This is a genomic window from Dehalobacter restrictus DSM 9455, assembly GCF_000512895.1.
Taxonomy (GTDB): domain Bacteria; phylum Bacillota; class Desulfitobacteriia; order Desulfitobacteriales; family Syntrophobotulaceae; genus Dehalobacter; species Dehalobacter restrictus.
The window spans coordinates 2,656,149-2,668,818 of the sequence record NZ_CP007033.1 but is presented as its reverse complement, the minus strand read 5'-3'; the positions used below and the strand labels follow the sequence as shown (position 1 = coordinate 2,668,818).

Sequence of the window (12,670 nt, the reverse complement as noted above, 5' to 3'; positions counted from 1 at the left end):
ACCCCCCCGGGTAAGATACCCGGAAGGGTCTGATAACAATTAAATTACCAGTTGTTTCTGGAGCGGGGTTGGTAGCAATCCCGGCAATAAACAGGTTTGTCACCAGTAGGTTGGAAAGGTACTGTGGTTTCTTTGCCACAAGCAGAACAAACAGCAGGGAACATTTCACGTTGAGGGCGCGAATAGCCACCATTTCTGCTCTGTGCTTTTCTTGCTGAACGGCATTCGGGGCAGCGGCCTGGTTCGTTCGTGAATCCTTTTTCAGCGTAGAATTCCTGCTCGGATGCAGAAAAAGTGAATTCACGGCCACAGTCTTTACAACTTAGTGTTTTGTCATTATACATAAATGACCTCCTAGATTTATTACCCGCCTCATTGGAAGTTGATTCGACATCTTCCCTGAGCCTGAGGCAGTCGAGAAGGTCTTCTAATCCCTCAAATATTAACGAGCAATACTTAGTATAACTAAAAAAATACAAATTGTCAAAACAAAGTATAAAGTATTCTGGCTAATTTTTCAAACTTCTCAGCATTTTTTCTATTAATCTTTATGTTTTGTCCTATATCTTTATATTTTGTCCTATTTAGTCCTAATATCTTTTCAAGCATTTCTCTGCGTATTTTTTTCCTGTCTCATTCATGGTATGATTTTGGTCATAAATGGTTTTTAACTGAGCAAGGAGGCTGCAGATATGGAATATAACTGGCTTATATGGGGATACATTGTCCTTGTAAATATTTATGGTTTTTCCGTTATGGGGTGGGACAAATATAAGGCCAAACGGGGAGGCCGGCGGGTCCCTGAACGCCGTTTCTTTCTTACAGGACTGATATTTGGTGCTCCGGGGATCTATCTGGCCATGCGTTTCTTTCGGCACAAAACCAAGCATAAGGCCTTTATATACGGTATCCCTGTTCTGATCATATTGAATATATCTGTTCTTGTTTATTTTCTGCAAAAATTTTAAAAAATTTGTAGAGATTCCAAGGATAAACATTTTTTATCTAGAATTTCCCATAAGAATAAGGTATATTAAGATATAGTGGCCGGCTGACCGGAAATTTCCTCATTAATAAGCAGTTGATTTGTGAAAGATTGGGAGGCGGATGAAGATAAATACTGATAGTATTTCAAGGGCCAGAATACTGATCGTCGACGATAATTCTGTAAATATTTTGTTACTTGAAAAACTGTTAAAAATGTCGGGATACAGCAATATCATGTCCACCACTGATTCCAGGGAAACCCTGTCCTTATATCGAGAGCATAATCCCGATCTGATTTTAATGGATTTAAGGATGCCTTACCTTGATGGATTTGAGGTAATGGAGCAGTTGAATGCAGTCAAAGAGGATGACTTTCTTCCGATCATTGCCATTACAGCCTACAACGATCAGGAGCACAGACTGAAAGCCTTGACGCTCGGCGCCAAAGATTTTATTGGGAAGCCGTTCGATTATGCTGAAGTTCTGATGCGAATCAAAAATATACTGGAAATACGTTTACTGAACAACGAAATCAAAGAGAACAACCGCAGACTGGTCAATAAAGTCCAGGAGAGAACAAAAGAACTGGAAGATTTGCAGGTTGAACTGATCCACAGGCTGGCGAGAGCCGCAGAATTTCGGGACAGCGAGACAGGAAATCACATTCTGCGAATGAGCAAATACACGTATGAACTTGGTAAAGCCTTCGGATTGCCGGAAAAAGACTGTGAACTAATGTTTCATGCCAGTACGCTGCATGACATTGGGAAAATTGGCATTCCCGACGAAGTACTGCTGACACCAGGAAAACTCACTCCTGATGATTGGGAAAAAATGAAAACCCATACCGTTAAAGGGGCTCAGATCCTGGCCGGCAGTTCAGCGGAAATGATTAAGCTTGCTGAGCAGATTGCGCTGTATCATCATGAAAAATGGGATGGAAACGGTTATCCGAACGGGCTTCAAGGAGAGGAAATCCCGTTGGTGGGACGAATCACCGCCATTTGTGATGTGTTTGATGCTTTGATTTCGGAGCGTCCTTACAAGAAGGCGTGGGAAATCGACGAAGCCTCAGCTGAGATAGAAAAAGGTAGAGGCACACACTTCGATCCTTCTCTTGTCGATCATTTTCTGAAAATTATGCCGGTAATCAGGGAAATTACGGAAATCTATAAATAACAAGTTCTGCCTATGGTCATTGAATGTAATAAACGGCGGCGGTGTTGGAATGAGGTCAAAAGAGTTAAAGAAAAAGCTACCGCTTTTCCAGTGGACTTGGCGCACCTATGTTTGCGAAGCACTCATTCCATTGATTATCATGGGATTGGTGTTTATTGCTATGTTCATTCTCGCGCACTTCTGGCTGCATAAAGAAGTATCAGGTATGCCGATTGCTGGTCAGGGAGAAAAGCTCTATGCCGCGCTGAACGGTTTAAGCGATCAATTGTACCGTATTGGCCGTTTTATCATTGTAGGTCTTCTTATTTTCTATGGTATATTTATCATCATGTTTTACCGGAAAGCTCATCGAATAAACAAGGCGATCTCGGACCCTCTGGCCAGGATTAAGCAGATGGTCCTTGATATCGGTACAGGACAGCACCTCCAGGAACAACCGGATTTCTTCATTGAAGAGTTGCAGGATACGGCAGTCTCAGTCGTACAATTAGGTAAACGGCTGCATCATCTCGATGCCAATCTGACAGTTTACCAGTCTGAAATCAGGAAAAAGGAAGAAAATCTGCAGGCCCTGGTAAAATCCATTGATGATGCTATTTTTGAAGTAGATGAATCCGGGATCGTTCGGAATGCTTGGACAAATGATCAGAGTATTTTAATTAGACCGGCTGCTGAAATCATTGGTTCCTCCTTTTATTCCGTTATGGATGAGGAGACCGCAAAGATCAACATGACCTTGATCAATCGTGCTATTCAAGGCAAGGAACCGGAGGTATTTGAATATTTCCTGAACACTTCAAAAGGCGTCCGTTGGTATCAGGCACGGATAGCCCTTATTGACAATGATAGGCATAGTGTTTCCATCTCCGTAAGGAATATTACCGATAGGAAGGCGCTGGAGAATTCGCTTATTTCAGCCAAGATGGAGGCTGAACGGGCCAGCCTGGCCAAATCGGAATTCCTCTCGAGTATGAGCCACGAATTTAAAACACCCCTGAATGCGATTATGGGCTTTGCCCAACTCCTGGAGATCGATACGGAGGCTTCTTTAAACGAATTTCAGAAGCAGAGTGTCAAAGAAATCTATAAAGCAGGGAACCACTTGCTTGACCTGATTAATAAAGTCCTTGATCTCGCGAAGATTGAAACAGGCAAATTTGATGTCGTGATTAAACCGGTAGAAATAAAACCTGTCCTAGAAGCTTCGATCAATTTAGTCAAGCCTCTGGCTGATCTGAAAGGAATTGCGATCACGGCAGCGTATTCCGGGTGTGAGAATTATTGTGTGGCGGCAGACCAGATCCGTTTGAAACAAGTGCTGCTGAATATTTTTTCGAATGCGATTAAATATAGTTTTGATAATGGAATGGTTGAATCCAGCTGTCAGGAGTTTGATGGGTGGCTGCGGTTAAGCATCATCGATAGTGGTTTAGGCATTCCGTTGGAAGAACAGGGTAAGATATTTGATCCTTTTTTCAGGGCATCGAATATCAACCATTTAATCGAAGGTACCGGGATTGGGTTGCCGGTTGCCAGAGAATTAATTGAACTGATGGGCGGAAATCTTGGATTTGACAGTCAAGAGGGAAAGGGAAGCCATTTCTGGTTTGAACTTCCTTTGGTTCATGCCGGCTCGGCAGAAAGGATGACAAAATGGATAACATATTAGAGGAAATGGGTAAGGATATTTTTGCAAAATATGTTGGGATAGAAATACTCAAAGCCGAAGCCGGAACAGCTGAGGCCAGGTTAAAGATAGACGAGCGCCATTTAAATGCGCTTGGGATCGCTCAGGGCGGAGCCATTTTCACGCTGGCGGATTCGGCACTCGCTGCAGCGTCGAATTCCCGGGAGGGTACGGCAATTGCCGTAAATGTCAGTATTACCTATTGTCAAGCTGCCGGTCTGGGAATACTCACCGCCAGGGCCAAAGAAGTATCCCTAAACCGGAAAATAGCGACCTATCTGGTTGAAGTCACGGATGAGAAAGACAATCTCATCGCCATGTTTCAGGGAACGGTTTACAGAAAACAATAAAATAGAAAGCTCATGTTCGTACCATACTAACGGTGACATGGTGCGAACATGGGCTCTGGAATTTCATACGTCTGGCATTCATTACTTCTGAGGTTTGAAGGTATCACACTGTGTCTCTTCCGAGCCTTGGGAATACTTGACCCCTCTGTGATTCACCTGAATCATCGGCGCATCGCACATGACATCTTTATTGTAATGACACTCGGTGACTGTACATTTAATTGAACCCATTTTTTTCACCTCCTTGGGCGAGTATCTTATTAACGTTAAAGCTTTGGCGTTTATACCTCTTATTATTATGAACAAAAATTAATTTACTATGTGGTTAGCAAAATCAATAAATTTCTAAAGACGCCTCGGCGTCTTTTTTCATAAGGCTTGCATAAATGGAAAATTATTGAAGAAGGCCGCATATATTATTATTGCCATGATCATTTTTTGGAATGGGGTGACTCACACGAATGATTTTAATTACAGATATGCCGTAAACCACAGCAATCCGGTAAATTATTATTATCAACCGCAGCCGGGCAATCCCAGAAAGCCTTGGGGCTGTCCAATGCAGCAAAATAGCTGGAATAACGGCATCCATCCTCTCTTTGAACCTTCGATTCCGTCCAGAGCCAATCTGATTTTGCTTACGCCGGCAATTTTTGGAGCTGCGGCCGCGCTTACGGTCGGATTTAGTTTGTACGGCCGCAGTTTCAGCAGAGGATATTCAAAATTTATTTTTTTTGTTAATATCTATGCGATCATTGCTTCTCTGGGCGCCGGGACATATATCTTCGAAACGTTAACCCTCGAGGAAAGGAAAGACGCCAAACTAAAGGATATTATTCTTCCGCTGATAACAGTCATTTTGTTTTTTGCACTGCTCTTTAATCTGGTCTACTCGCTTTATCCGTCTTCCTTTTCCGGGACAATCGGAAAAACGCGTGTAACTCAGTTTATTTCGTTTCTTTCTTTAAGCATTGGTAGTATTTCAGTGGGGGAAACTTTTAATGTGACACCGGAAAAAAGCGGGACGCAAATCATGGCTGCTGTGGAATCCTTCTGGAATTTATTTGTTCTGTCACTTCTTATATCTTTGATCACATAGTCCTTAGCGGGATCTTCTCCGTCTCTTGACAGGAAGACAGATCATTTGGCCGATCCGCAGGTTCGTGGGATCAACTCCGGGGTTCAGTGAGATAAGCGAAGTTGTTGAAAGGTGGTATTTACCAGCCAATTTGGAAAAGGTATCACCTGCTTTGATAACATAACGGTTCGCTGGTGGACATGAAACAACGCTCCTCCTGATTGGAATGCAGATCAAGACCCCCGGTTTCAGGTTATTTGGGTTTACTCCTGTGTTCACCGATGCAATTGCCTCTGCAGTTGTATTGAATTTGCGGGCAAGGCTATAAAAAGTATCACCCGGCTTGATTTGATATGGGATTGTTCCTTTCGGACAGGTCATGAAAGCTCACTCCCAGCAGATATTTTTTCTCTTCTCATTGTATGAAAGGATTACCTGTCTGCCGGACAGAAGGACAAACCCAACCCCAAATTTTTTTCGTTTTAAAGGTTAGAATAAGAAAATCCATAAAGGGATAGTGAAAATACTTCTAAAATATTCAGATTAAAGCAGGAGATGTACAAGTTAGTTTGAATACTAAAATATTTGACAACCAAATTAAAAATAAGGTAAACTTTGATTATGCGCTGAGAGGAAGTGAAAGGTTGGAAACAAATTTTCGTACTGTTTTAAATGAACTTCTGATTGGAACATTTAATCAAATTCTAGATGTAGAGCAGAATGAGATTAAGAAAGGACCATTAAATAATTTGTCTATCTCAGAACTGCATGCGATTGAAGCGATTGGAATGTATCAGGACAGGACAATGTCTCAGGTTGCCGCTGATCTGGGTATCACTGTCGGAGCGCTTACTTCTTTCATCAATAACCTCGTTAAAAAGGAGTACGTTTCCAGACAAAGGGATGAGGCAGACCGGAGAATTGTCAGGATCAGTCTGACCCGAAGGGGAAAGCTTGCCTACAGGATTCATGAAAAATTCCATCTGGATATGGTCAAGCATATGCTTCTCGGATTAGGGGAACAGGAGAATATTTTAATCGAATCATTGCAGAAACTCACCGAATTTTTTGATTCGAAGTATTCCTTTAACCATTAACAAGAGATAAAAGATACATGAAAAAGGTAAACGAACAGAAGATTCGTAATGGATGATAATAAACGAAATAATATGAGAGAAAAGGAAATTTGGAAATATGTATGACGTCGAGATAATTGGCACTGGCAGCTATGTTCCTGAAAACAGGGTGACGAATGATGATCTGTCTAAGATTGTTGACACAAGCGATGAATGGATCCGTACCCGGACAGGGATCAAAGAACGTAGAATTTCACTGACGGAAACCACAGCGGATCTGGCAGTTGCAGCCGCCCGCAGAGCGCTTGATGATGCCGGAGTTGCCGCTGAGGAGCTTGATCTGATTATTGTGGCCACGGTTACACCGGACTATTTTTTCCCGTCAACGGCATGTTTTGTCCAGAATAGTCTCGGAGCCAGCCGGGCAGCTTGTTTTGATATCAGTGCGGCTTGCACCGGTTTTATTTTTGGACTCAGCATTGCCTCCCAGTTTATCAGAACAGGGATGTATCAAAAGGCACTGATCATTGGTGCCGAGGCCCTTTCCAAAATAACGGACTGGGAAGACCGCGGCACTTGTGTCCTGTTTGCAGACGGGGCTGGCGCGGCGGTTATCAAAAGAGGAAATCAAGGCATCATTTCCGAAGTAATCGGTTCTGATGGGAGCAAAGGCGAATGTTTGGAATGTCCTGCCCTTCCGCTCAAGAACGTCTTTATTGAGGCCGAGGAAGCAAAGCCCCCACATGCCAAAATGAACGGACGGGAAGTTTTTAAATTTGCAGTCAATATTTTACCTGAGTGTATTTTGAAGATACTTGAAAATACACCTTATACGCTGGAAGACATTAACCATATCATACCGCACCAGGCGAACCTGCGGATCATCGATTCAGCGGCCAAAAAGCTGCAGGTGGATCAGGCGAAGTTTTATGTCAACCTTCCCAGTTATGGAAATACCTCGAGTGCGAGTATCCCAATTGCCTTGGATGAAATGGCCAAAGGGAAGTTAATCCATAAAGAGGATCTGCTCGTTCTTGTCGGATTTGGAGGAGGACTCACCTATGGCGCGATGCTGATTAAATGGACCATAGGGGGTAAGTGATGCCTTTTGACACGATCTGCAGGATTATTGCCTCCCAGATTGAGATTGAACCGGAGAAAATACAGCTGTCCACCAAGTTCCAGCAAGACCTCGGGATTGACTCTCTAAGCATTTTTGAAATTGTTATGGAGCTGGAAGATGTATACAGGATTGAAATTCCGACTGAAGATCTTGAAGAATTAATCAGCGTAGCAGATCTGGTTGACTATATGAGTAAGCGAACGAATTGAAGGAGAGAGTGGCATGAATAACTTTGATTTTTTTTATAAGCTGGGCGTAAAATACCCGCTGATTCAAGGCGGTATGGCCTGGATTTCGGACAGCTCACTTGCATCGGCTGTATCAAACGCCGGCGGAATCGGTATCATTGCGGGGGCCAATGCACCTGTCGAATATGTCAAAGAAGAGATTAGGAAGGCCAAAGCTCTGACAGACAAGCCTTTTGGCGTAAATATCATGCTGTTAAGTGAAAATGCCGGAGCCATTGCCCACCTCGTCTGTGAAGAAGGGGTAAAAGTAGTGACGACAGGCGCCGGAAGTCCCGGGAAATATATTAAAATGTGGAAAGAAAACGGCATTACGGTCATTCCCGTAGTTCCTTCCGTTGCGCTGGCCCGCAGGATGGAGAAGGAGGGGGCAGATGCCGTTGTGGCGGAAGGGGGAGAGTCCGGCGGACATGTCGGTGAACTTACGACCATGGCCTTGCTTCCTCAGGTGATTGACGCTGTAAATATTCCGGTGATTGCTGCTGGGGGAATCGGTGACGGCAGAGGGATTGCCGCAGCTTTTATGTTGGGTGCAAGTGGTGTCCAGGTTGGCACAAGGTTCCTAACTGCCGAAGAATGTACCGTGCATCAAAACTATAAGGATAGAATCCTGAAAGCTAAAGATATCGATTCAGTCGTTACAGGCAGGCCAACTGGTCATCCGGTCAGAGTCCTCAGAAATAAACTTACCCGGCAGTTTGAAGAGCTGGAAAGGACGGGGGCACCTCTGGAGCAGTATGAGACGCTTGGCGCCGGTGCGCTGCGCAAGGCTGTAAAAGAGGGAGATACGGATTACGGATCGGTAATGGCTGGGCAAATTGCAGGTCTGATTAAAAAAGAACAGACCTGCAAAGAGATTATTGAAGAAATGTTTGCCCAGGCAGAGGAACGTCTGAAAGCTATTAAGCTTGACAGTATTACCCGCTAAAGGGATACGTATGGGGGACGAAAGAACCATCCCTTTGTCCCCCATATTCGGATGATTATCGGATGATTATTGGAGGATACGGAAAGAATGGATAGAAAGACAGCGTTTATTTTTGCGGGCCAGGGTTCACAGTATGTTGGCATGGGAAAAGAACTTTATCAGCATAACGATGTTTCGTGGGCAGTTTTTGACCTGGCGGATCAGGAACTTGGATATTCGCTGAGTGGCCTGTGTTTTAACGGACCCAAAGAGGAACTGGATAAAACTGAACATACACAGCCGGCCATTCTTACGGTCAGTGTGGCAGCCGCAAGGGCGCTGATGGATCAGGGGATCAATCCTGATCTGACAGCCGGATTCAGTCTGGGTGAATATTCTGCCTTGGTCTTGAGCGGTGTATTGCCATTTGAGGCGGCTGTGAAACTGGTCCGGAACAGAGGCAGGTATATGCAGGAGGCTGTGTCTCAGGGTGTTGGAGGAATGGCTGCAGTCCTCGGTTTGGAAACATCCGGGGTCGAACAGGCTTGTCTTGGGGCTGAAAGTCTCGGGGTTGTACGGATTGCCAATTATAACTGCCCAGGTCAGGTTGTGATATCCGGGGAAAACAAGGCCTTGGAAGCTGCTTCGGCTAGGGCTATTGAGCTCGGAGCTAAAAGGGTGATCCCGCTTGAAGTCAGCGGACCGTTTCATACGGGCTTACTCGAACCGGCCGCCCGGAAATTGGCTGACGAGCTGGCAGGCATTGAATTTTCTGATCCCCGGATTCCGGTGATTTCCAATGTTACTGCAGATTATATGGCGGATAAGTCGGCGGTCAAGGAACTATTGCCACAACAAGTTATGCGTTCCGTCCTTTGGGAGATGTCCTTCAGAAGGATGCTTGCCGACGGCGTAGATACCTTTGTGGAACTGGGACCTGGAAGTGTCTTAAAGGGCTTTGCGAGAAAGATTGACAAGAACGTGAAGGTTCTGAATGTCGAAGACCCGACATCTCTCGAAGCTGTGGTGAAATACTTTAACGATTAAGAACGTACTTGAAATCTAGAGTGCATGTCATGGTTTCTATCAATATTGAGTTCCAGAAGGAGGTAGGATATGCTAAAGGGGAAAACAGCAGTTGTTACAGGTGCCAGCAGGGGTATTGGCAGAGCCATCGCTTTAAAGCTTGCTGAACAAGGCGCGAATATCGCGGTGAATTATGCAAGCAGCGAGCAGGAAGGGTTAAAGCTTGCCCAGGAAATCGAAAATCTCGGAGGGCGGGCCTTGGTCTTAAAAGCGGACGTCAGTGTATTCAGTGAAGCGGAACAATTGATTGCGATGGCCAAAGCAGAATTTGGAACCATAGACATTCTGGTCAATAACGCAGGGATAACCCGCGACGGTTTACTCATGAGGATGTCGGAAGACGATTTTGACCGAGTCGTAGAAGTAGACCTTAAAGGGGTGTTCAATTGTACCCGGCATGCCGTTCCTATCATGGTCAAACAAAGAAGTGGCAGGATCGTCAATATCACTTCTGTTGTTGGAATTCTTGGAAATGCAGGGCAGGTTAATTATGCAGCGGCCAAAGCCGGTGTTATTGGACTTACTAAATCACTGGCCAAGGAAATCGGCAGCAGAAACATCACGGTGAATGCTGTAGCCCCTGGCTTTATTGAGACGGATATGACGTCAGGGTTATCGGATAAAGTGAGAGAACTGACCAAAGAGAGCATTGCTTTAAAGCGGTTTGGTAAACCGGAGAATATCGCCGATACGGTTTTATTTCTAGCTTCAGACGCCGGTGAATACATTACCGGCCAGGTTATAAGCGTTGACGGCGGAATGGCATTTTAGGAGGAGACCAACAATATGAGAACACGCGTAGTTATTACTGGAATTGGGGCGGTTACTCCGCTTGGCAACGATGCAGCCACATTCTGGCAGGGCATCAAAGAAGGAAAATGCGGGATAGGTCCGATCACAGCCTTTGATACGACGGACCATAAAGTAAAAATTGGTGCCGAGATCAAAGATTTTGATCCTGAAACGCTTTTGGATAAGAAAGAAGCCAAACGTATGGACCGCTACTGCCAGCTGGCAGTGGTGGCGGCACAGCAGGCTTATGAAGATGCGGGTCTGAAAGAAGCCGAGATCGACCCGGAAAGATTAGGTGTTTTGGTTGGATCGGGGATAGGCGGTCTGCTAACGATCGAAGAACAGCACAGCAGACTGACCGAGAAAGGGCCCGGCAGGGTTTCCCCTTTCTTTATTCCGATGGCGATCAGTAATATGGCTTCAGGGAATATTGCGATCAAGCTTGGTGCCAAAGGAATTAACTATAGTATTGTCACAGCCTGCGCTTCAGCAACGCATTCCATGGGTGAAGCTTTCTGGAAGATCAGAGACGGTCAGGCGGATATGATTGTTACCGGTGGCGCTGAAGCCCCGATTACGCCTCTGGCGGTAGCCGGATTTACTTCCATGACCGCTTTGAGCAACAGCAATGATGTCAACAGGGCTTCCATCCCGTTTGACAAGGAGCGGGACGGGTTCGTGATTGGTGAAGGTGCGGGTATTTTGGTTCTGGAATCTTTGGAGCATGCTAGAAAGAGGAATGCAAGAATCTATGGCGAAGTAGTTGGTTATGGAGCTAGCTGCGATGCCTACCATATGACCGCACCTGCACCGGGAGGGGAAGGCGCGGCCAGGGCGATGAAGCTTGCCTTAGCTGATGCCGGAATTGGTTCGGACGAAATATCCTATATCAATCCGCATGGAACAGGTACACCGTACAACGACAAGTTTGAGACGGAAGCGATCAAAGCCATATTTGGAGAAAAAGCTTATCAAATACCGGTGAGTTCGACTAAATCAATGACCGGTCATCTACTGGGAGCAGCAGGAGCTATAGAGGCGATTATCTGCGCCAAAGCACTTCAGGAGGGCTTTGTACCACCAACGATTGGCTATCAGGTTAAAGATGAGGAATGTGACCTGGATTATGTACCAAATTGCGGGCGTAACATGGATTTGACCTACGCCCTATCCAATTCGCTTGGATTTGGCGGCCATAATGCTACCATTATCTTAAAAAAATGGTTAGAGGGATAAAGTGATGGATTTAAAAGAAATTCAAGAACTGATAAAAATGGTGGATGAGTCCGGGCTGACTGAATTTGAGCTTAAGCAAGAGGATTATAAAATTATTTTGAAGAAAGAAAAGCTTCAGCCCATGTTTCAGCCTGCACTTCAACCCATACAGAGCTTTATGCCTGGGGCTGCAGCCGGAAAAGAGGCGGTGACTCCGGAACATCCAAGTTCTAAAACTGAAGCGCCGCAGACAATCAATGCCCCGATTGTCGGAACCTTTTACCTGGCACCGTCGCCCGGAGAGAAACCCTTTGTCAACGCGGGTAGCAAAGTCAAAAAAGGGGATACGCTTTGTATTGTCGAGGCGATGAAGCTGATGAATGAGATTGAAGCTGAAGAAGACCTGCAAATTCTCAGCATTTTGGTTAATGACGGGCAAATGGTCGAATTTGGCCAACCGCTGTTTGAAATTAATACCAAGTAGCGGCAAGGATGCAAGCGGAACTATTGTGGAGGTAAAGATGCTGAACATCAAAGAGATTCAGGAAATCATTCCGCATCGGTACCCATTCCTTCTTCTGGACCGAGTCGAAGAGCTTGAAGAAGGTAAAAGGGTTGTTGCTTATAAAAATGTTACGATCAATGAGTACTTTTTTCAGGGACATTTTCCGCAAGAACCGGTAATGCCCGGTGTACTCATTATTGAAGCGCTGGCTCAGGCCGGTGCGGTAGCTTTATTAAAAATGGAAAAATATCAGGGTAAGCTCGCTTACTTTACCGGAATTGACAAGGCCAAGTTCCGAAGGAAGGTATTTCCTGGTGATGTGCTGAGGCTGGAAGTAGAGATCATAAAAATCAAAGGCCCTGCCGGCATCGGCAAAGCCCTTGCTACGGTTGACGGGGAAAAAGCTGCCGAAGCCGAAATCAAGTTTTTTATCAGTTAAT

Annotated in this window: 17 protein-coding genes; 14 read left to right on the top strand and 3 right to left on the bottom strand. The window is 45.1% G+C overall.

Features of this window, described 5'->3' with window-relative positions; all coding sequences use genetic code 11:
* Nucleotides 1–44 precede the first annotated feature (44 nt).
* Nucleotides 45–344, bottom strand: a complete 300-nt coding sequence (locus tag DEHRE_RS12785; protein ID WP_021315824.1) for a zinc-ribbon domain containing protein — start codon at nt 342–344, stop codon at nt 45–47.
* Nucleotides 345–692: 348 nt separating this feature from the next.
* Here DEHRE_RS12785 and DEHRE_RS12780 point away from each other — a divergent pair, with 348 nt between their 5' ends.
* From DEHRE_RS12780 to DEHRE_RS12765, 4 genes are all read left to right on the top strand, one after another.
* Nucleotides 693–968, top strand: a complete 276-nt coding sequence (locus tag DEHRE_RS12780; RefSeq protein ID WP_019224667.1) for a DUF1294 domain-containing protein — start codon at nt 693–695, stop codon at nt 966–968.
* Nucleotides 969–1,107: 139 nt separating this feature from the next.
* A complete protein-coding gene (locus DEHRE_RS12775) occupies nt 1,108–2,166 on the top strand; it encodes an HD domain-containing phosphohydrolase (protein ID WP_019224668.1) in 1,059 nt (352 codons plus the stop codon).
* A 19-nt stretch (nt 2,167–2,185) separates the two neighbouring features.
* On the top strand, nt 2,186–3,835 hold the full coding sequence (locus DEHRE_RS12770) for a sensor histidine kinase (RefSeq protein WP_242836966.1): 1,650 nt from the start codon (nt 2,186–2,188) through the stop codon (nt 3,833–3,835).
* On the top strand, nt 3,820–4,203 hold the full coding sequence (locus tag DEHRE_RS12765; protein ID WP_019224670.1) for a hotdog fold thioesterase: 384 nt from the start codon (nt 3,820–3,822) through the stop codon (nt 4,201–4,203). The genes DEHRE_RS12770 and DEHRE_RS12765 overlap by 16 nt, the downstream gene beginning before the upstream one ends.
* 81 nt (nt 4,204–4,284) lie before the next feature.
* Here DEHRE_RS12765 and DEHRE_RS14520 read toward each other — a convergent pair whose 3' ends face one another.
* The gene (locus tag DEHRE_RS14520) at nt 4,285–4,434 is read right to left on the bottom strand and encodes a DUF1540 domain-containing protein (protein ID WP_019224671.1); all 150 of its coding nucleotides are present in this window, start codon (nt 4,432–4,434) and stop codon (nt 4,285–4,287) included.
* A gap of 196 nt (nt 4,435–4,630) precedes the next feature.
* Between DEHRE_RS14520 and DEHRE_RS12760 the strand changes: the two genes are divergently transcribed.
* A complete protein-coding gene (locus DEHRE_RS12760; protein ID WP_242836965.1) occupies nt 4,631–5,302 on the top strand; it encodes a hypothetical protein in 672 nt (223 codons plus the stop codon).
* A 3-nt stretch (nt 5,303–5,305) separates the two neighbouring features.
* Here the strand turns inward: DEHRE_RS12760 and DEHRE_RS12755 are convergent, their stop codons facing one another.
* Nucleotides 5,306–5,662 (bottom strand): LysM peptidoglycan-binding domain-containing protein, encoded by a 357-nt coding sequence (locus tag DEHRE_RS12755; protein ID WP_019224673.1) that lies wholly within the window; start codon nt 5,660–5,662, stop codon nt 5,306–5,308.
* Nucleotides 5,663–5,850: 188 nt separating this feature from the next.
* On the opposite strand from DEHRE_RS12755, the gene DEHRE_RS12750 reads away from it, so the two are divergent.
* The 9 genes from DEHRE_RS12750 (at nt 5,851) to fabZ (ending at nt 12,669) form a co-directional block, all read left to right on the top strand.
* On the top strand, nt 5,851–6,378 hold the full coding sequence (locus DEHRE_RS12750; protein ID WP_019224674.1) for a MarR family winged helix-turn-helix transcriptional regulator: 528 nt from the start codon (nt 5,851–5,853) through the stop codon (nt 6,376–6,378).
* A 97-nt stretch (nt 6,379–6,475) separates the two neighbouring features.
* Nucleotides 6,476–7,459: a beta-ketoacyl-ACP synthase III gene (locus DEHRE_RS12745; RefSeq protein WP_019224675.1), complete on the top strand. Its 984-nt coding sequence runs from the start codon at nt 6,476–6,478 to the stop codon at nt 7,457–7,459.
* Nucleotides 7,459–7,689, top strand: a complete 231-nt coding sequence (locus DEHRE_RS12740) for an acyl carrier protein (RefSeq protein WP_019224676.1) — start codon at nt 7,459–7,461, stop codon at nt 7,687–7,689. Before DEHRE_RS12745 ends, DEHRE_RS12740 begins: the two co-directional genes overlap by 1 nt.
* Nucleotides 7,690–7,702: 13 nt before the next feature.
* Nucleotides 7,703–8,653, top strand: coding sequence for an enoyl-[acyl-carrier-protein] reductase FabK (gene fabK, locus DEHRE_RS12735; protein ID WP_019224677.1), 951 nt, complete (start codon nt 7,703–7,705; stop codon nt 8,651–8,653).
* A gap of 87 nt (nt 8,654–8,740) precedes the next feature.
* Nucleotides 8,741–9,679, top strand: a complete 939-nt coding sequence (gene fabD / locus DEHRE_RS12730; RefSeq protein ID WP_025206191.1) for an ACP S-malonyltransferase — start codon at nt 8,741–8,743, stop codon at nt 9,677–9,679.
* Between the two features lie 69 nt (nt 9,680–9,748).
* Nucleotides 9,749–10,489 (top strand): 3-oxoacyl-[acyl-carrier-protein] reductase, encoded by a 741-nt coding sequence (gene fabG / locus DEHRE_RS12725; RefSeq protein ID WP_019224679.1) that lies wholly within the window; start codon nt 9,749–9,751, stop codon nt 10,487–10,489.
* Nucleotides 10,490–10,504: 15 nt separating this feature from the next.
* A complete protein-coding gene (gene fabF / locus DEHRE_RS12720; RefSeq protein WP_019224680.1) occupies nt 10,505–11,746 on the top strand; it encodes a beta-ketoacyl-ACP synthase II in 1,242 nt (413 codons plus the stop codon).
* A 4-nt stretch (nt 11,747–11,750) separates the two neighbouring features.
* Nucleotides 11,751–12,209 (top strand): acetyl-CoA carboxylase biotin carboxyl carrier protein, encoded by a 459-nt coding sequence (accB, locus tag DEHRE_RS12715; RefSeq protein ID WP_019224681.1) that lies wholly within the window; start codon nt 11,751–11,753, stop codon nt 12,207–12,209.
* Between the two features lie 37 nt (nt 12,210–12,246).
* Nucleotides 12,247–12,669, top strand: coding sequence for a 3-hydroxyacyl-ACP dehydratase FabZ (gene fabZ, locus DEHRE_RS12710; RefSeq protein ID WP_019224682.1), 423 nt, complete (start codon nt 12,247–12,249; stop codon nt 12,667–12,669).
* Nucleotide 12,670: the final 1 nt, after the last annotated feature.

Coding starts and splice junctions, on each gene's coding strand:
- fabZ (WP_019224682.1), top strand. CDS start 12,247: ATGCTGAACATCAAAGAGATTCAGGAAATCATTCCGCATCGGTACCCA.
- fabK (WP_019224677.1), top strand. CDS start 7,703: ATGAATAACTTTGATTTTTTTTATAAGCTGGGCGTAAAATACCCGCTG.
- DEHRE_RS12780 (WP_019224667.1), top strand. CDS start 693: ATGGAATATAACTGGCTTATATGGGGATACATTGTCCTTGTAAATATT.
- DEHRE_RS12740 (WP_019224676.1), top strand. CDS start 7,459: ATGCCTTTTGACACGATCTGCAGGATTATTGCCTCCCAGATTGAGATT.
- fabG (WP_019224679.1), top strand. CDS start 9,749: ATGCTAAAGGGGAAAACAGCAGTTGTTACAGGTGCCAGCAGGGGTATT.
- DEHRE_RS12785 (WP_021315824.1), bottom strand. CDS start 344: ATGTATAATGACAAAACACTAAGTTGTAAAGACTGTGGCCGTGAATTC.
- DEHRE_RS12745 (WP_019224675.1), top strand. CDS start 6,476: ATGTATGACGTCGAGATAATTGGCACTGGCAGCTATGTTCCTGAAAAC.
- accB (WP_019224681.1), top strand. CDS start 11,751: ATGGATTTAAAAGAAATTCAAGAACTGATAAAAATGGTGGATGAGTCC.
- DEHRE_RS14520 (WP_019224671.1), bottom strand. CDS start 4,434: ATGGGTTCAATTAAATGTACAGTCACCGAGTGTCATTACAATAAAGAT.
- fabF (WP_019224680.1), top strand. CDS start 10,505: ATGAGAACACGCGTAGTTATTACTGGAATTGGGGCGGTTACTCCGCTT.
- DEHRE_RS12755 (WP_019224673.1), bottom strand. CDS start 5,662: ATGACCTGTCCGAAAGGAACAATCCCATATCAAATCAAGCCGGGTGAT.
- DEHRE_RS12775 (WP_019224668.1), top strand. CDS start 1,108: ATGAAGATAAATACTGATAGTATTTCAAGGGCCAGAATACTGATCGTC.
- fabD (WP_025206191.1), top strand. CDS start 8,741: ATGGATAGAAAGACAGCGTTTATTTTTGCGGGCCAGGGTTCACAGTAT.
- DEHRE_RS12765 (WP_019224670.1), top strand. CDS start 3,820: ATGGATAACATATTAGAGGAAATGGGTAAGGATATTTTTGCAAAATAT.
- DEHRE_RS12760 (WP_242836965.1), top strand. CDS start 4,631: ATGATCATTTTTTGGAATGGGGTGACTCACACGAATGATTTTAATTAC.